14 protein-coding genes are annotated in these 17,466 nt (G+C 42.8%); 5 read left to right on the top strand and 9 right to left on the bottom strand.

What is annotated here, in order from left to right:
• Window position 1 precedes the first annotated feature (1 nt).
• A complete protein-coding gene (locus tag NQ544_RS11340; RefSeq protein ID WP_228023654.1) occupies window positions 2–274 on the bottom strand; it encodes a hypothetical protein in 273 nt (90 codons plus the stop codon).
• A 226-nt stretch (window positions 275–500) separates the two neighbouring features.
• On the opposite strand from NQ544_RS11340, the gene NQ544_RS11335 reads away from it, so the two are divergent.
• Window positions 501–1,646, top strand: a complete 1,146-nt coding sequence (locus tag NQ544_RS11335; RefSeq protein WP_006848133.1) for an AAA family ATPase — start codon at window positions 501–503, stop codon at window positions 1,644–1,646.
• Window positions 1,647–1,734: 88 nt separating this feature from the next.
• Here NQ544_RS11335 and NQ544_RS11330 read toward each other — a convergent pair whose 3' ends face one another.
• Window positions 1,735–3,033: a hypothetical protein gene (locus NQ544_RS11330; RefSeq protein WP_006848132.1), complete on the bottom strand. Its 1,299-nt coding sequence runs from the start codon at window positions 3,031–3,033 to the stop codon at window positions 1,735–1,737.
• 697 nt (window positions 3,034–3,730) lie between these two features.
• Here NQ544_RS11330 and NQ544_RS11325 point away from each other — a divergent pair.
• On the top strand, window positions 3,731–4,879 hold the full coding sequence (locus NQ544_RS11325) for an AAA family ATPase (protein ID WP_006848131.1): 1,149 nt from the start codon (window positions 3,731–3,733) through the stop codon (window positions 4,877–4,879).
• Between the two features lie 55 nt (window positions 4,880–4,934).
• Window positions 4,935–5,687 carry a lipopolysaccharide kinase InaA family protein gene (locus NQ544_RS11320; RefSeq protein ID WP_006848130.1) on the top strand — a complete coding sequence of 251 codons (753 nt, stop codon included), beginning with the start codon at window positions 4,935–4,937 and terminating at the stop codon, window positions 5,685–5,687.
• Between the two features lie 120 nt (window positions 5,688–5,807).
• Here the strand turns inward: NQ544_RS11320 and NQ544_RS11315 are convergent, their stop codons facing one another.
• Window positions 5,808–7,448 (bottom strand): DUF6056 family protein, encoded by a 1,641-nt coding sequence (locus NQ544_RS11315; protein ID WP_006848129.1) that lies wholly within the window; start codon window positions 7,446–7,448, stop codon window positions 5,808–5,810.
• A gap of 246 nt (window positions 7,449–7,694) precedes the next feature.
• On the opposite strand from NQ544_RS11315, the gene NQ544_RS11310 reads away from it, so the two are divergent.
• Complete coding sequence (locus NQ544_RS11310; protein ID WP_006848126.1) at window positions 7,695–8,396, top strand: glycosyltransferase family 32 protein; 702 nt, start codon at window positions 7,695–7,697, stop codon at window positions 8,394–8,396.
• Window positions 8,397–8,446: 50 nt separating this feature from the next.
• Here the strand turns inward: NQ544_RS11310 and NQ544_RS11305 are convergent, their stop codons facing one another.
• Complete coding sequence (locus tag NQ544_RS11305) at window positions 8,447–9,502, bottom strand: glycosyltransferase family 4 protein (protein ID WP_006848125.1); 1,056 nt, start codon at window positions 9,500–9,502, stop codon at window positions 8,447–8,449.
• 455 nt (window positions 9,503–9,957) lie between these two features.
• Between NQ544_RS11305 and NQ544_RS11300 the strand changes: the two genes are divergently transcribed.
• Window positions 9,958–10,935: a glycosyl transferase family 90 gene (locus NQ544_RS11300; RefSeq protein ID WP_006848124.1), complete on the top strand. Its 978-nt coding sequence runs from the start codon at window positions 9,958–9,960 to the stop codon at window positions 10,933–10,935.
• Here NQ544_RS11300 and NQ544_RS11295 read toward each other — a convergent pair.
• Genes NQ544_RS11295 through NQ544_RS11275 form a run of 5 tightly spaced genes read right to left on the bottom strand, consistent with a single transcriptional unit; the run spans window position 10,928 to window position 17,397 of the window.
• A complete protein-coding gene (locus tag NQ544_RS11295; protein ID WP_006848123.1) occupies window positions 10,928–11,983 on the bottom strand; it encodes a glycosyltransferase in 1,056 nt (351 codons plus the stop codon). The genes NQ544_RS11300 and NQ544_RS11295 overlap by 8 nt on opposite strands.
• A gap of 41 nt (window positions 11,984–12,024) precedes the next feature.
• A complete protein-coding gene (locus NQ544_RS11290; protein ID WP_006848122.1) occupies window positions 12,025–12,780 on the bottom strand; it encodes a lipopolysaccharide kinase InaA family protein in 756 nt (251 codons plus the stop codon).
• 22 nt (window positions 12,781–12,802) lie between these two features.
• On the bottom strand, window positions 12,803–14,527 hold the full coding sequence (locus NQ544_RS11285; protein ID WP_006848121.1) for an ATP-binding protein: 1,725 nt from the start codon (window positions 14,525–14,527) through the stop codon (window positions 12,803–12,805).
• Between the two features lie 51 nt (window positions 14,528–14,578).
• On the bottom strand, window positions 14,579–15,502 hold the full coding sequence (locus tag NQ544_RS11280; RefSeq protein WP_006848120.1) for a lysophospholipid acyltransferase family protein: 924 nt from the start codon (window positions 15,500–15,502) through the stop codon (window positions 14,579–14,581).
• 41 nt (window positions 15,503–15,543) lie between these two features.
• Complete coding sequence (locus NQ544_RS11275) at window positions 15,544–17,397, bottom strand: ABC transporter ATP-binding protein (protein ID WP_006848119.1); 1,854 nt, start codon at window positions 17,395–17,397, stop codon at window positions 15,544–15,546.
• Between the last annotated feature and the right edge of the window lie 69 nt (window positions 17,398–17,466).

The following is a 17,466-nucleotide window of genomic DNA, read 5'->3' as shown; positions in this document are numbered from 1 at the left end:
TTTAGGTACGGCAATACATCAGGTTGCTGATGAGCAGTCCGTCTAGAAAAAAGAGCACGAGATATTCTAGCCATTTCTTACCGGTAAGCATAAATGGGAGGATGAACAGCAGAGCTGCCAATAGGGAATTGACATACACCTCTGGCAGGGAAAAAGAGGTGAAAGTAGTCTGCAGGCACCAGATGATATCGAATACGATAAATTTACTGGCTGCACATCCCAATAGAGAAGTTGTATCTCTGTTCCACAAAGTATGTGGAAATAATTTCTTCATAATCTGTTTCATGGGTACAAAGGTATTGATATTTTGTGAGATACTGGCTAATTTGTTTATTAATCTTTACTAAAAAATAGAAATCCCCCATCACGCTTTGGCTGCGTGATGGAGAATTAACTGTTTCTGATGGCGATAAAATATAAAGTTTCATAAATTATACCCTAGGGTATAATACCTTTGGGTATAATTTTGTAACTTTGCAGAGAATCAAGACTTTAAGCATATGAACAAGATACCATTTGAATATGGTTCTATCGCAGAAAATGAATATTTCATAGATAGAATCGAAGATAGAAAAGACCTCAAGACTTTTCTTGGAGGAGGCATCAACGTGATGCTGATTTCTCCAAGACGATGGGGCAAGTCTTCACTTGTCAAAGCAGCAATGGAAGAGCTGAAGCAAGAGCAGAAGGACATAAGAGTATGCTATCTGGATGCCTTCAAGATTTTCTCCGAGGAAGAGTTCTACAACAAGTTTGTAAGTGCAATACTCCAAGGAGTTTCTTCCACGATGGAAAAGAGATGGGCCGACATCGTAAAGTTCGTCCAATCCATATCTCCAAGCCTTACCATCAATAGCGACCCGGTGAATGCCGTAGAAATAAATCTAAACTTCAAACCTTTGAAGGAAAGTGCCGAGGAAATTCTCAATCTACCAGAAAAGATTGCCAAGGCAAAAGGCATCCATGTCATCGTGTGTATTGATGAGTTCCAACAATTGGCAAACCTGCCCGACTGGAAGCGCCTGGAAGGAACCATGCGTTCGGTGTGGCAAGGACAACACAGTACGACCTACTGTCTCTATGGCAGTAAACGCCACATGATGATGGATATATTCGGCAACTCGAAGAATCCATTCTATCGTTTTGGACAGATGATGACCTTGAAGAAGATAGCCAAGGAATACTGGAAACCTTTTATTCACGACAGTTTCTACAATCACGGCAAGTCTATCAGCGATGATATGATAGAGCGAATCTGCAATACCATGCAATGCCATTCCTGGTATATGCAGCAATTCTGCTTTCTCATCTGGACACGTACGGCAACAGTGGTGACAGAGGAAATCTATCAGTCACAGCTCACCAAGCTTCTGGATACCAATTCCGATATGTTCATTACCGATATTGATGGCATGCCTGCCTCACAAATAGCATTCCTGCGTGCCGTCTGCATGGGAGAGACTCATTTCAATGCCCAACAGGTAGTAGCAGAATATGGACTCGGTGCTCCACGGACCATCACCAAGAACAAAAAGACTCTTGTAGAAAGAGACTTCATAGAGAAATCGGGCGATGGTTTCAAGATGGTTGACCCCGTCTTCGAACTGTGGTTCAAACGAGAATACTGCAACATCTTACTTCAATAAAATATTGAAAAACTATATAAACAGTAATCCCCCACCACGCTTTGGCTGCGTGATGGGGGATTAACTGTTTTAGGAGATTCAAGATGCTTTATGCCGAGAGGGTAAGCTTCTGCCAGATCTCGGTGTCGCCACCTTTCAGCTTCTTGCAGAGACCACGCTTGGTCCAGCGGCTTATCATCTTACGGATGGTTTCACGACTGGCTCCGTCGCCACGCTCACGGCTGGCATCGAAGAGGGTGAACTGCTCAGGGAGCTGGGCAAAGAGCAGGGTGTTTCGAGACTTATAGACAGGGATAGCCTCGTTGTCCTGCTGCTGCTTGTCGAGACGCAAGCCAAACATCTCCATCTGCATGGCGAGCACGTAGTCGGCCACAGCCTTGGCAAAACGGATGCAGGCATCTGTCTCCTCTCCGGTCTGTTCCAGGATGTAGAAGATGACGCCACAACGGAAGCCGATGACGGCGGAACGGCGACGATATACATCCATCACACGGTCGGCATTCGCCAGGGCAAGCTGTCTCTTTGCTTCGAGCCACTGGCAGAACTCCTCGCACATACGGGGCAGCTCCATTACGCCGTGACTACGTTCAAGGAGAGTTACCGCCTTGAGGATGTTGGCCTGCTCCTCCTCGGTATAGCCGTGGTGCTGGTTGAGGGGTGCGAAGGAGGTATCGGGCATCTTGGCGAGCATCATGCGGGAAGATGAACCATCCTCGATGTTATCATCGGTAAAGAACTTCTGGAAGATGTTCTGGGTGCAGCAGCCGGAGAAGTTGAGCTGGGCGTGGGTTACGCCGCTGGTGGCTGTGATGTAGTCTTGACCCACCTCGCTCTGGTCGAACGCCTTACGGAAGTAGTCGCCGAACACCTTCCATACGCTCTTCATCGAACCGAGCTCCTCGCTGAACATATACATGGTGTGGCCGTCGGCACAGAGCTGACGACGCATCAATGCCGACTTCGAGATAGTATCGCCAATGTGACGGATGCAAGGCTTCGGATCTACTACACCCTTCTTGCCCTTGTGCTGCTGGTACCAGGCTTCGTCTTCACGTGGTTTCTCATCGTCCTTATCCATCTTCTTCGCCCAGATGTTCTCGATGCGGCGGCATACGCCCTTACCTGATGCCTGCTCGCCGATGATGATAGACATGAGTGCCATCGGAGTCTCGCTGCCATCGCAATACTTCGCCTTCAGACGGTCAGCATAGGTTGCGGCAATAGGGAGGGCTGAGAAGAGGGCAGGCACGCGTGCCTCTGCGGCTACGCCAGAGAGCGAGTCGCGGAGACCGAGTGGAAGCTGGTCTACAGGGAATTCGTAAAGAGGCTGTGTACTTGCCTTAGCGGCTAAAAGGTTCTCTATGTTTCTTAAATTTTCATTCTCCATAATTATTTAATGTTTAAAAGTTAGCTTGTCGGAATATCCGGTAAACGAGGGCAAAAATACGACTATCTTTTGTAACCGCCAAATTTGAGTGTGTGATAAGGTCCGAAATTCAGCAGCCATTTGGAGCAAATTGTGTTAAAAAATCTAAGTCATAGTTTTGTGGGTCGGAAAACATAGGTTCTTATGTGCTAAATCATAGTTTCTCGGGTGCCAGGTTATAGCTTCTCGGATAACAGGTTCTCGTCTCAATCCGTAATCCCCTTTTTCTTCTTCTTCCTTTCTCATAAAAAAATAACACGGACAAATTGAATTTGTCCGGACAAATTGTCCGGAGTGCCATAACGTATTGTTTTCCTGGTACTTATAAGCCTGCCGGACAACCATCCGGACAAATTCAATTTGTCCGTGTTTTAAAAATATTCCCGTTAAATTCTTTGGTGTCTTACCCGTAATCCATTGACTATTAGTTAATTCGTAATAAAAATGCTAGTTTTAAACAACTTTGTTTAAAACAACCTTGTTTAATTTGTTTTTTTTTGCTATCTTTGCAGAAGAAAAGCTGCACTCGGCAATTTGAAAGCCAGCTTTCATTGCGCTCGTTTGCATTTTCTTTGCAGAAGAAAAGCTCCTAGCCCAGGGCGTGTGGAGCTTACATGCAAATTACATTAGTATATAATTATATAATAAGGTAGTGATTATGAGAAAAAGTAAAGAAGCTCCGTTTGTATTCGGTGTTCGTGTGGAGGGAGATTCCTTCACCGACCGAAGAGAGGAAACAGAACGCCTGAAGGCGAACTTTACGTATGGAGTGAATACGATATTGATTTCACCTCGTCGTATGGGTAAGACTTCATTGGTGGATAAGGTGTGTTCGCTTGTAGAGAGCGAAGACATCAGGATAGCTCGTATAGATGCCTTTGGTTGTCGCTCAGAGAATGATTTTATCAATGCTTTTGCCACAGCTGTGGTTCGGGCTACTTCTTCAAAATGGGAAGAATGGATGGAGAATGCCAAGGTGTTCTTGAGCCGTTTCGTTCCGAAAATCAGTATTGGGCAAGATCCTTTGACTGATTTCTCTTTGGCTTTGGAGTATAATGCAGGTAACAATACAACAGAAGAGGTTTTGAGACTTCCGGAAATGATAGCTCGGTCAAAAGGTTGTCATATAGTAGTCTGTATCGATGAATTTCAGCAGATAGGTGGTTTTCCAGATTCCTTGACTTTCCAGAAGAAACTCCGTAGCGTATGGCAATTACAGAACCATGTATCTTACTGCCTTTATGGAAGCAAGAAACACATGATGGAACAGATGTTCCAGAATGCCAGTTACCCATTCTATCGCTTTGGTGATTTCTTCTATCTGAATAAAATTAGCGAGAAAGACTGGGTGGAGTATATCTGTCAGCGTTTTGAATCTACCGGCAAGCATATTTCTGAAGAGCTGGCTCGTGAAATCTGTCTGGTAACAGACAGATATTCTTCTTATGTACAGCAGTTGGCATGGTTTGTATGGTTGCGAGTACAGGATGATTCTGTAGCTACAGAAGAGGACTTGAAATATGGAATAGACCGGTTGCTGGATGCCTGCGAGCCCTTGTTTATCCAGCAAACCGAAGACCTTTCAGCCTATCAGATGAATTTCCTGCATGCCATCACTAATGGAGTACATACCGGTTTCACCCAGACGGCGATATTGGAAACCTATCGTCTGGGTACTGCTGCCAATGTAACCCGCCTCAAGAAGTCCTTGATGGTGAAAGATCTGATTACGATTCCTGCTCCTAAGCATCTGGAAATGAGTGACCCCATTTTGGCGTTGTGGCTCAAGAGAAGAGTTTGGAAATGATGCTCCCTGGAGTTCCAAAGCATCCTAGGCAAAAATATAAAAGTACTGTAAAGAAATGAAGATAAAGATAAACCCAAAATACGAAGAGATGAGAAGTTTTATCGAACGCATCCCGGATGTGTTCGAGAAGGAAGGACGTGTGATTTACACGGGTCGCAATCTCATTAAGGTGATGGAGGCTCCTGATGGAACAGTGATTAATGTAAAGCGCTATCATGTGCCAAAGGGACCTAACAGTCTGATTTATTCCCTAGGCATCAGAAAACCTAAGGGGGAGCGTGCTTTTGAATATCCGATGATATTGGAGAAGAAAGGCATCGGAACCCCTGCGCCTATTGCGCTCATCGAAGAGCGTAATGCCATCAGACTCCTGGGATATACCTATCTCATCACCCTGCAGTGTGATAACCTGCATACCCTTTACGAAGTGGGTGATGCAGCCCCTGGTACCTACGAAAAGCTGGCTAAGGCGTTGGCACGTTTTGCCGCAGATATGCACAACAAGAAAATTCTGCATAAGGATTTCACGCCGGGCAATGTGCTGTGGAAGCAGGATGATGAAGGCTTCCATTTCATCATCGTGGATATCAACCGCATGAAGTTTGGAGAAATCAGCATCAAGGAAGGACTCTATAATCTCCGAAAGTTCTGGGGACCTAAGGAATTTATCCGAATCCTGGTCTCTGAATATGCCAAGGTAAGAGATTACAGCGTGGATGAGGCTGTGGATTATGTGATGAAGGAACGCGCCAAGTTCTGGACCCGCTATGGCAAGAAGCATCCTATTAAGTTTAAGCTGGAATTATGAAATCTTCAAATCAATAATAGAAAGCAAAGATAAAAGCCTTATCTTCTTTACTTATGGGTAAGAAGGTAAGGCTTTCATCTTATTATATATATGGTAAAAATATAATCAGCAAGGATGGGGTTATTTCAACAAAGCGATGGAGCCTTCCGGATGCTTTTTCGTTTGTTGGGTGAGATTTATTGAATTATTCCTCTGTTCTCTGAAATTTTTATATTTCAGGTTTCTAGGGCCAACATCCTTCTTGTAATGTTTCATGAGATATATGTTCTCATTATTTATATTATAGCTAGATGTGGTAAAAACCTCCTGTTTGCCATAATATAAGGCAATGGCCTGGTTTACCCAATATCCCGGATCCGGCAATGCATCATAATGCGTATCGGAAGGAAGTTTTGTAATCAGAGGTTTCAATTCCACAACGGCATTGCTGTATGAGCTCAGAATCTCCTCTCTTTCTTTCATCTCCCTATCACTTGCCTGTATCTTGCCTTTTACCAGGAGGCTGAGGGTGCGATTAGAGGTAGATGGTTTAACAACGACAACCAGCGCATAAATGATGATGGCATAGATATATGAATATTGGAGTGTCTTGTTGTATTTATTTCTGGCAGCATCAATAAACTGATATATGGCAGAACTTAGAGGAGCCTGGACCTCCGCCTTTCGTGCCATGGCACCTGAGAGGTAGAACATATTGGTGAGTATGAACCAGAACAAGGCATAGGCATAGATATTCTTCACTCTGTTTGGCCCCTCGTATCCCATGGCATAGCAATGTGGAAAGAAGAAGGAACAGTATATGCCCAATGTAATGATGAGGCAGAGCCACGGATGTGAAAACTTGAACTGTGACTTGCGAGCCAATCTGTTTACGATAGGAATCAGAGTAACAAAGGTCAATGACATCAGGCTGATGAATCTGTCGACGATAAAGCCAATGCTTTTGCTAAGGGTAATTCCGATGGCAGCTATAATGTTAGGGTGCGATTCTTTCACGGCCAACTCGCGGAATGCGTTTCCTGGTGCCAGAATACTGAAAGAGAAGGCAGCCAGATAAACCAACAGAATGCAGGTGAGAAACTTTGGCAACTTCTTCTGCTCCAGGTAAGTGATGGCAATGGCGATGAAAAGTATGGCAGCAGTTCCAAAGCCTGATACAAAATTACCTCCGGCAATGAAAATAGTGAGGAGCACAGCCAGGATGCCAACAAAACACTTTCGGATTTTTCCGGATAAATGGTAGGCTATCAGCAAGGATGCCAGGCATAGCGACATGCTGAAGTATAGGGTGTAGTACATGGCCCCGTTATACCAATAGAAAGCATCGTATGCAGAATAAACAAACTGCAAGTTGATGAGAGAAAAAACAGAGGATACTAGCAGGAACTCTATTCGGGTGGTATGCAGCAACTTCCTCATAATCAAGTATAGCAACGCATAGGTTGACATGATGAGACTTGATGCAAGAAGGATAGGGACAATCCAGTAGGCGCCAAATGCTCCCGGCTGTAAAGCCATGAGGAAGCAGGCGGAATAGGTGCCCTGCCATGTATGATACATCGTCATAGCTACATTCCAGGCTGTCTGAACGCAAGCCGGAAATGAATGGGTCTCATTCCAAATCTTATATACTTCTGCACCGAAGACATAATCATCCGCAACTGGATGAAGATACTGGCTTATCCATAACATGGGAATGATGGATATGATTAGAACTGCAATAGCTACTCCTGTTACAATTTTCAATTGCTTCTTATTCATAACTGCTTTTATCCTTTTATATTATTTTCTTTTTACTTCTTGTTCTTTCTTTACTTCTTACTTTCTATATATTATAACATCCTTATTGCCATAATCTTGCATGCAAGATAAACAATAAATGTTAAAGCTTATATTGTGTATAGGTGCAAAGGTACTAAACATAATTAAGTATCACAAATATTTCTGGATTTTTTTTTGCTCTTTGGATAGTTTTTCGTACCTTTGCAGAAAAAGAGAATAATAGAGATGACACCAAAACTCATTCACCTTTGCTGGTTTAGTAATGACCCTTATCCTGTAGAGATAAAGGTTTGTTTGGATACATGGAAGCGCTTGATGCCCGACTATGTTGTTAAAGTGTGGGATTATGCTGCGGCTAAGTCTATAGGATGTGATTTTATTGAGGAGGCTCTGGATGCCCGAAAGTGGGCCTTTGCTGCCGATGTTGTGCGATTCTATGCCGTTTACAAAGAAGGTGGTATTTATATGGATAGCGATATCTATCTGCATCGTCGCTTTGATGAGATTCTTCCGGAGGATGGCTTTGCAACTTTTAATGAGAAGGATAAGGAAGAGTTTGGATTGCAGGCAGCCTTCTTTATGGGTACAGCAGGCAATGCGTTCTGCCAGAAGATGTTTGAATATTATCAGAACCGCCATTTCAAGAATCCGGATGGCTCTTTCAATGATACGATTTCACCTTATACGATGTCGGCTGTGGCGAAGTCTTTCGGATGGCAGATGAAGGACGAAAAGCAGGTGATGCCTGGCTTGACGGTTTATCCTACGCATCTTGTTGCTCCCAACAATCATTATCCGGTGGATAGCGAGACGATAGGAGTGCATCGCGTTGCGGGTAGTTGGCGAAAGAGAAAACTGGGACGATTCATCGAGATTAAGATCAAGCATTTATGGCATGTAGTAAGATATGCCCTTTTCAAAAAGTGAGAAGGGCATATCTCACTATATGCCATATCTTATATGTCATGTCATATATCTTATATGCCTAACATCTTCTTATACAGGTTGATGTAGGTTTGGGTATATTTGCTGTAAGTATAGCCTAGCGAATATTCCCTGGCAGCTTTTGCCTCTTCCGAGTCTTTGCTCCATTGGGCGATACCAGCCTTTACGGTAGCCGCCATCTCTTCCGGAACATAGGAGTCGAAATAGGTGGCATGGTTCTTACATACCTCTGGCAGACTGGTGAATCTGGAAGAGAAGACCTTGGCGTTGAATCTCATGGCTTCCAGTACCGGGAGTCCGAATCCCTCTAAAAGGCTAGGGAAGAGAAAGGCTTCACAGTGGGCATACATCCAGTTCTTTTCGGCATTACTGATTTCGCCAGTAAATATCACATTCTCGGTACCGCATCCTTCTTTAATTTTTAGTAATTCGTAATAATGCCTTTTGTCTGGACTTCCGCAAATATAGAGCTTGTATTCTGGAAGATATTTCATCATAGGAATCAATGTCTTGAAGTTTTTCTTGGCTCTGGTCTGACCGATAGTAAAGAAGAACTTTTGGTCGTTTTTGATGAACTCTGGCTTAGTTTGCAGCTCCAGATCCGTGTCTTTGATGCCATTGTAAATCACATCCAAAGGCTTATTCCCAATATTGATATGATTTAGCAGGTCATCTTTTACATATTCTGAAATGACGGTGATATAGTCAGAACGTCTGATATGCCATTTCATCTTCCAGAGAGTTTTCAGGCGATGGATGCCTTTCTTTTCGTGCAGGAAGTTGAGGTCATGGATAGTCAGGATGTTCTTCATCCCCTTTTTGTGTTTGCGCTTGATGAACAATTGGTCTGTGGAATGCCACAAATCAATTTTCTTGTTGAGCTTTCTTAAATCATGTGCCAGATGTTCCACTGATACATAATCCACGTTGTTTCCGGCAAATCCCTTGTGCTTCTCCTTTACAAGAAAGATGAAGTGCATATCCTGTATGTCGGAAATGCTGATGAGCTGCTGGCTGTAGTTGTCTGCGATTTCACCAAAGCCGCACTTTTCCGCTAATCGTGTAAAGTCTATTAATATATTCTTCATTATATATTTTTTATATGTTATTTTGGCTGCAAAGTTACATATAATTATTTAGTTGTAGATTAAAAAGTTGGAAAATTTGTTTTTGTTGGGATATAATTGTTGATTTTGCCTTCGATTTCTAAGGTAGAATTAAGATAAAGCTATATTATACGTTTGGGTCACTTTCCCTTTTATGCTATAGTTGATGATGCCTTAAGTGTTGCTAGTGACATAGGCGTCTGTTATTTGGAACTAAAAGGATTTCAAAGAGTCCTATGAATAAAAAAAAACTATAAGAATAGAAGATTCTCATTTTTTATTTGTATCTTTGCCGCGTCATTCAGAGTTTTGTTTGTTTTTTAATAGCAACACTAAGATAGATGGAATTTCTGATATGACTAAGTCCTAAACGGCTTTTCGTTGCATAGGTAATAATATTAGTACTAAACTATAGTGTTGCTGTAATAAAGATTAAGATGAATATTCAGAAATTAAAGTATAAATTTCATAGTGGAAAGAACAGTAAACCTTGGTATTATATTAAGGGCTTTGTAAACCTACATATACCAGAGTTTTATCTACGTTGGCGTAAAAATCGCATTTTAGTAAAGGCCAAGTCTAGGGATGATTATGAATACATTCTGCAAAGAGTGAATTATTACAATAAATTGACTGCTGATAGCTTGAATTTGAACAAGGAGCAATGGGATAAAAAAGCTGTCTGTATAAAAGATCAGAAGATGACTCAGCAAAAAGTTTATTTCTTGGATACAATGGAATATGCTAGAGCTTTCGATAATAATAATAAATGGAATCTTTTAGAAGGTGACATAGTTTATGTAGAAGATATTCCAACGATTGTAAAAAGTCGCCCATTGTCTGAGAATAATTCTAATTCTGTTTTGTTGAAAATGGATAAGGTCCGCCATTTTATCTTTATAAAAGATAATATCTCCTTTGCAGATAAGGAAGATAAGGCCATTTTCAGAGGCAAGATAGCAGGAAAGGATATTCGTTTGAATTTTTTTGAGCAATACTTTGGCAATCCTCGTTTTGATATTCGTACAATAGATTTAATAAAGCCTGAATGGAAAGGCGAAAAAATCTCTATTTATGATCATTTAAGATATAAGTATGTTATGGCTTTGGAAGGTAATGATGTTGCAAGCAATTTGAAATGGATCATGTCCTCAAATTCTATTGCAATTATGCCGCAACCAACTTGTGAAACTTGGTTTATGGAGGGTACTCTCAAGCCTGATTATCATTACATAGAAGTAAAACCGGATTTGTCTGACTTGGAGGAAAAGATGGATTATTATTCCGCTCACCCTAAAGAAGCTCAGAAAATTATAGAACATGCTCATGAGTATGTTAAGCAATTCAAGGACAAAAAACGAGAAGAAATCATCTCGTTTTTAGTCCTTGATAAGTATTTTAATTTGCTTAAGTAATCATTCCGTAGATTACGGACAGATAATTATCAAGCGCTTGGCGAAGGAAGAATCCTTGGTTTAATCTTTCTGCCAGGCGTTTGGTATTTTCTTTCATTTTGCTAAGCTCGTCTGAAGATAGCTCATTTAATTTTTGTTCCAATTCGGAAAGAGTATTTATCGCAATGCATACTCCTGCTTTTTCGAGAATAGGAGTTACTGCAGCTTGTTTCCATATGATAATAGGCAAGCCTGCTCTGAGGTAAAATGATACTTTGTGTGGAGTGTTCCATTTAAGATATTCGCCAAATATGCCAGAGCATGTATCTAAGGAATCTCCATCCCATACCAGTCCAAAATCAGCTTTTACGGTACGAATGAATTCGTCGGGCTGTACAAAGCCCTTAAAAGTGATTAATGGATTATTTGCCCATCCTGTTAATTCCTCTTTTTTCCCATAGATTATGAGATTCCATGTTTTTAATTTCTTTGAGAGTTGAATAAGGAAAGGGTTTTTTCTAACATGAATGGCTCCGGCATAAACAATGCTAATATTGCCTGGGTTGCAAATAGGATGACTATTTTTATTGAAATATGGTGATCTATAGTCCCATAGTCCTAAACCTTCAATCGGTTTTTGGAAATTGTTACTGATAAGCCACTCTTTCATCTTGTTATTGGTTGCAAGTATGTAATCACTATGTGATAAGCGTTTGACTTCTTGCTGTGTTGTAAGGCGATGGGTTCTTATAGAACCAATATCGTGGATGAGCGAGATCGTTTTTGCACCTTTAAATCTTGCAACAGTACAGATAAATGTAAAATATTTCTTGATGGGATATTGCAAGAAAAGAATATCTCCTTTTTTTAGCAATATGCAAGCACGTATAATACCTGCAAGATTGCGGAAAAATGCAAATATTTTGCTATTTTTGATTGTGCGATGAAGACCAAGATTAATGGCTCCCATCTCTACAAGTGTTTCTTCTGTATCTGTTTTTGCTTTATTGCCTGCGCTTGTTTGATTATAGTAATCGCGGCTGATATAACATAATCTCTTTTGTTTCATATCCTTTAATTCTTAAAATGTTGTACAAAGATGAATTTGAACTATAATTCTAACTGAAATGGAATATCATGCTTTTTTCCATATTTAGTCCAAAACTTAGCTCGTACTTTCATTACATAGGCTACAGCCTCGTCGGTATCTATGTTGCGTAGCAAGGCGTATTCGCTAACCAGAATACGGGTGAATTCTTTAGGTCCCCAGAATCTTCTAAGATTATACAGCCCTTTCTTCTCGCTTACAGGTCCGAATTCCATTCTGTTGATATCTACCAACATGACATGGAAGCCTTCGTTATCTTGTTTCCAGAGAATATTGCCTGGCGTAAAGTCTTTATGGAGGATTTCATGCAGATGAATGTCTGCAGCGAAATGGGCTAAAGCTTTTGCCACGTATTGATATTCTTTTGGCTTAGCATCTGCCATCTCATAGAGGGTATGACCATAGTCACACTGGATGGTGATTAGATAGCTATATCCTAAGAGATTCAGAAAGTTACGATCTTCTATGAGGGCTAAAGGTTCAGGAGTATTTATACCTTTTCTTTTCAGAATCATAGGATATTCGAATGCTCGTTGACCTTTTGGCTTCCTGATATTCCAAGAATAGATGAATTTGTTGAGACCATGTGGTATATGAAAGCGCTTTACGTTAACCTGTGTTCCATCTGGTGCTGTTAGCACCTTGATGAGGTTGCGCTTATTATATATCTCACGACCTTCCTTCTCGAAAATATCAGGGATGCTCTCGATAAAGGCTCTCAGATATTCGTATTTAGGATTTATCTTAATCTTTCTCATTCTTATAGTTAAATATGAATGTTTATACTTCTTCCATTCGTTTCATTTCCCATCCAGCAAACTGGATGATGATTTTATGCAATGTCGTGCCTTGGCGCAAGACTTCTATTCTTGGTGCTGCGGCATAACGATTGATCTGTTCTACTGCTTCCTGCCATTGTGCCTCGGCTTTTGCCTCAAAATCCTTGGCTGGCAACATCTTCAGTTCGATGATATAGCTATGCTTGGTAGGATAGTGGGTCAGGTCGGGCAAGAGGAAGAAATCACAATAGCCGTGATTCAACTCAAGTTCGGGAGCCGTAATGTAATAGCTGCTCAGGTAGAGATATGCCATGAAGAAACCTTGCAGGTTGCGCTCGGCTTCGATGCCATCTCTTACTGATGCCACTTCGGCGTAAGCCTTCGACATAAAGCCCAAGACATCTTCCCATTTTCCATAGAACGCCATGCAGGTGAGCATATAACCAAACTCATTCAGGTTGATATGGTTGATTTCCTGATATTGCTCCTGCAGATAGCCATAATATTGACGGCGGACGTTGTTGTTCGGGATTCCCAGGAGCAACTGGTCGCCGAAAGTATCCTTGATGGTAAGCATGCCGTAATAGAACAGTAGGCTTGGGAAGTATTCCGGCTTCACAATTTCGCTGGTTGGGAAGGTTTCGTATAGATTTGATACGATGCTGCCTTCCTCCGTAATCCTGCGGATGATGCCCTTGCGGTTGCCGTCTAGCTTGTCGAGCTGGAGCAGTCGCTTCATCTTGTTGTAGTCGGTCTTCGTGTTTGGGTCTATCATCTGCTTAGGGGCTTTACCATCGTCCATGTAATTACGGAGATAATATAACACCATATCACAATTGAAAACCCTGACCTTACTGTTTAAGCATGCCTCTGAGAAGCAATAATTGTCATACCACGGCTTAATCTCTTCTATCATTGCCTCGATATCGCTATCTGCCGGAATCTGTCCCGCATCGCGATAACGGGTAAACATGGCTCGTACATCTTCTGTGCTGAAGCCCAGCATCTTGTCAAACTCAGGCTTGGTTGAGATATGCCAGCCGATGTTGAAGCCGCTGGTAACATCGTCTAGTGTTACAGGACTTACACCCATCATGAATATCTTGGCGAATGAACCCTTGAACTTCTTGAAGTAGTCGCGGTAGAAACCGCTGGCATGCGTCATCGCATAATACACTTTTTCACCCTGTTCATTGAGCACGGTGTTGGTGAAGTTGTCGTATTCATCGATGATGAGATAAAGCTGATAATTGTGTTCTTTTGCGTATTTTTGGATAGTAGCAAGCTTGTTGGATGCTACATCCTCTGCAAGAACGGTCTTTCTGGTTGCTTCATCATAGAATTGTGCATATCTGTTGATGAAAGCGTCAAAGCAGATATTGCAATACGAATTGAAGCGTTCCTCCAGATTGTCGATGTTTCCTCCTACTTGTGAGAAATCGAGTGTCAGTACCTGATACTTACCCTGTAGAGGGGTAGGCTGACTGCCAATCCAGAGACCTCCGAAGATTTCCTGGAACTGGTCTTTTATCTTGCAGTCATAGTAAGCTTCGAGCATACTGAGGAACAGGCTCTTGCCGAAGCGGCGAGGGCGAATGAATATCAGGTTGTCGGGTTGAGCCTCCAACAACGGAATATACATAGTCTTATCTACGTAATACTGATTTTCTCTGATAACTCTCAGGAAATCAGAGACTCCATAAGGTACTCTTTTTGCTTCTATCATCTTGTAACCCTTTCTATTATTAAGATAAACTCTATTTCTCTTGGAACAACTCTATTCTCTCGGTACAACTTTCCCCTTCACCACCTCATATCGCTTATCAAACTCCTCCCTGGTTCGCTTCCATCTGTTATGCGTCCATAAATAATAAGGTGGATTCTTGCGGATGGTTTCTTCTAGCATCTGAAAGAAGCGACGAGTAATCTCGTGCTCCGGCAGGGAGTTCGGATTGCGGGTGATGAGTTTGTAGGTTGCCGTGTAGTAGCCGCGCTTAGGGCGGGACATCTCTACATAGAACACGGCATCGTTCATCTTTCTCATGATTCTCTCGCCACCCGTAAACACTGGGGTTTCGGGATGGTTGAGGAAAGGAAGCCACAGGTGGATGTTCTCCCACTTGGGACCCTGGTCGCTGATGTAGCCGAAGATGCTCATGATGCCCTTGCGCTTGTAATCCACCAGATAGCGGAGGATTTCTTTCTTGGGCACCACCACGCCATTCTCCTCGTGAGAACGGATGCGCTTGAAGAGCTCGTCGAAGGCATGGTTACGCAGAGGGTGATAGATGAGGCCTATCTTGCGTGACTTGGGCAGTTCGATGCCCACGCACGAAAGCCACTCCCAGTTGCAGTAATGGCCCAGGATAGCTGCCACGTTCTGACCTTCCAGGAAACATTGCTCCACTTCCTCGCTGTTGATGACCTGAAATCGCTGGTGCAACTCCTTGTCACTGATGCTGAGCAGTTTGACAGCCTCGAAGAAGTAATCGCTGAACCAGCGATAGAACTTCTTCTCGATGTCGATAATCTCTTCTTCTGATTTCTCAGGAAAAGAGCTGGTGAGATTCTTACGCACAATACCCCTGCGGTACTTGATGACGCGATACATCATGAAGTACTCGAAATCGGCAATGCAATAGAGCAGCCTGAAAGGCAGCAGCGATATTGCATAAAAGAATGCATAAACAATCTTAACCATCTGTAAAACTATAAATTCTTAACAATTAACTCTTTACTCAATTACACCTGCTGCATATCATGCAACTTCTTGTAATATCCGTCTTTTCCAATCAGTTCATCGTGGGTACCGCGCTCCACAATCTTACCCTCGTGCAATACGCAGATTTCATCGGCATGCTTGATGGTACTCAATCGGTGAGCCACAGCCACGGTGGTACGGGTTTTCATCAGTTTCTCCAAGGCATCCTGAACCAGGCGCTCGCTCTCGGTATCGAGGGCTGATGTTGCCTCATCGAGGATGAGGATAGGAGGATTCTTGAGGATGGCACGGGCGATGCTGACACGCTGGCGCTGGCCACCGGAAAGTCTGCCGCCTCGGTCACCGATATTTGTATCGAAACCATGCTCCGACTTGGTAATGAACTCGTAAGCATTGGCTATCTTAGCTGCATTGGCTATTTCCTCATCCGTAGCATCGGTCTTGCCGAATCGGATGTTATCCTTGAAGCTTGCATTGAAGAGGATAGCCTCCTGGTTTACATTTCCTATCAGCATGCGAAGGTCATGTACGGCAAGGTCTTTCACATTAATGCCGTCAATCAGCACCTCGCCTTCCTGTACATCATAGTAACGAGGAATCAAATCTACCATCGTACTCTTACCGCTACCGCTCTGACCAACAAGTGCAACAGTCTTGCCTTTTGGTATCACGAGATTGATATCCTTTAATACATAAACCAGTTCGGCGCTCTTTCGGTCGGTATAGGCGAAGGAAACGTGGCGGAACTCTATCTGATGTTCGAAGCTGCTGATATGCTCAGGGTTCTCCTTATCCTTGATTTCCACCTCAGCCTGCAGAATCTTGTCGATACGCTCCATACTTGCCAATCCCTTTGGGATATTGTAACTCGCTTTGGAGAATTCCTTCAGCGGGTTGATGATGCTGTAGAGCATCACGAGATAGAAGATGATAGTAGGACCGTCGATTCTTCCGTAATCCAGAACCAGGATACCGCCAAACCACAATACCACTACGATGAGGATGGTTCCCAGGAACTCACTCATCGGGTGTGCCATCTGCTGGCGGATATTTACACGCATGATGTTGTCGCGGTAGCTGCTGTTAACCTGATTGAAACGCTTGTTCATCTTTTCTTCTGCACAGAAAGCCTTGATGATGCGCAGGCCGCCCAGCGTTTCTTCTACCATACTCATCGTGTCGCTCCAAAGTGCCTGTGCCTCGATACTGTGTGCCTTCAGTTTCTTGCCCACTACTCCCATGAACCAGCCGAAAGGTGGTACAAAGAGGATGGTGAAGAGGGTGAGCTGCCAGCTGATGCAGATCAGCGTAACGAAATAGAAGAGGATCAGGATAGGGTTCTTGAAGAGCATGTCGAGCGACGACATGATGCTGTTCTCCACTTCCTGCACATCACCGCTCATGCGGGCAATGATATCTCCCTTGCGCTCTTCGCTGAAGAAACCGAGCGAGAGACTGTTTATCTTCTGGTAAATCTGGTTGCGGATGTCTCTTACGATACCTGTACGGATAGGTATGATGGTGGCTGACGAGAGGAAATAGGCTCCCGTCTTGAGGAATGTCATGAAGGCTAGGAATATGCCGATGACCAAAAGGGCTGTTGATGCACTATGGACAACAATAAACTCCTGAATATAATAATACAGGTTATTGGTTGCAACCTCCTTGATGCTACCCCAATCTCCATTCCAGTGCATATACTCGTTGACACGGATACCACCATCTACTTGGAACAGGATTTGCAGGATTGGTATCAAAGCTGCAAACGAAAAGATGTTCAATACCGCAGACAGGATATTGAACAGGATTGACAGTCCCAGATACTTCTTGTATGGAGGGACGAATCGGCGTAAAATTTGCAAGAATTCCTTCATAGGTGCAAATATAGTGCTTTTTAAGAAAATCGCCAAACTTTTGGCGGTTTTTCTTGTTTATATTCTGTT

It is taken from the genome of Segatella copri DSM 18205 (assembly GCF_025151535.1).
Classification (GTDB): domain Bacteria; phylum Bacteroidota; class Bacteroidia; order Bacteroidales; family Bacteroidaceae; genus Prevotella; species Prevotella copri.
The sequence above is the reverse complement of the archived record's forward strand: the minus strand, read 5'-3'. Positions and strand labels throughout refer to the sequence as shown.

Excerpts from the sequence above, each read along its gene's own strand:
- NQ544_RS11285 (WP_006848121.1), bottom strand. The coding sequence starts at position 14,527 with ATGATAGAAGCAAAAAGAGTACCTTATGGAGTCTCTGATTTCCTGAGA.
- NQ544_RS11335 (WP_006848133.1), top strand. The coding sequence starts at position 501 with ATGAACAAGATACCATTTGAATATGGTTCTATCGCAGAAAATGAATAT.
- NQ544_RS11320 (WP_006848130.1), top strand. The coding sequence starts at position 4,935 with ATGAAGATAAAGATAAACCCAAAATACGAAGAGATGAGAAGTTTTATC.
- NQ544_RS11295 (WP_006848123.1), bottom strand. The coding sequence starts at position 11,983 with ATGAAACAAAAGAGATTATGTTATATCAGCCGCGATTACTATAATCAA.
- NQ544_RS11275 (WP_006848119.1), bottom strand. The coding sequence starts at position 17,397 with ATGAAGGAATTCTTGCAAATTTTACGCCGATTCGTCCCTCCATACAAG.
- NQ544_RS11330 (WP_006848132.1), bottom strand. The coding sequence starts at position 3,033 with ATGGAGAATGAAAATTTAAGAAACATAGAGAACCTTTTAGCCGCTAAG.
- NQ544_RS11325 (WP_006848131.1), top strand. The coding sequence starts at position 3,731 with ATGAGAAAAAGTAAAGAAGCTCCGTTTGTATTCGGTGTTCGTGTGGAG.
- NQ544_RS11340 (WP_228023654.1), bottom strand. The coding sequence starts at position 274 with ATGAAGAAATTATTTCCACATACTTTGTGGAACAGAGATACAACTTCT.
- NQ544_RS11290 (WP_006848122.1), bottom strand. The coding sequence starts at position 12,780 with ATGAGAAAGATTAAGATAAATCCTAAATACGAATATCTGAGAGCCTTT.
- NQ544_RS11300 (WP_006848124.1), top strand. The coding sequence starts at position 9,958 with ATGAATATTCAGAAATTAAAGTATAAATTTCATAGTGGAAAGAACAGT.
- NQ544_RS11315 (WP_006848129.1), bottom strand. The coding sequence starts at position 7,448 with ATGAATAAGAAGCAATTGAAAATTGTAACAGGAGTAGCTATTGCAGTT.
- NQ544_RS11305 (WP_006848125.1), bottom strand. The coding sequence starts at position 9,502 with ATGAAGAATATATTAATAGACTTTACACGATTAGCGGAAAAGTGCGGC.
- NQ544_RS11310 (WP_006848126.1), top strand. The coding sequence starts at position 7,695 with ATGACACCAAAACTCATTCACCTTTGCTGGTTTAGTAATGACCCTTAT.
- NQ544_RS11280 (WP_006848120.1), bottom strand. The coding sequence starts at position 15,502 with ATGGTTAAGATTGTTTATGCATTCTTTTATGCAATATCGCTGCTGCCT.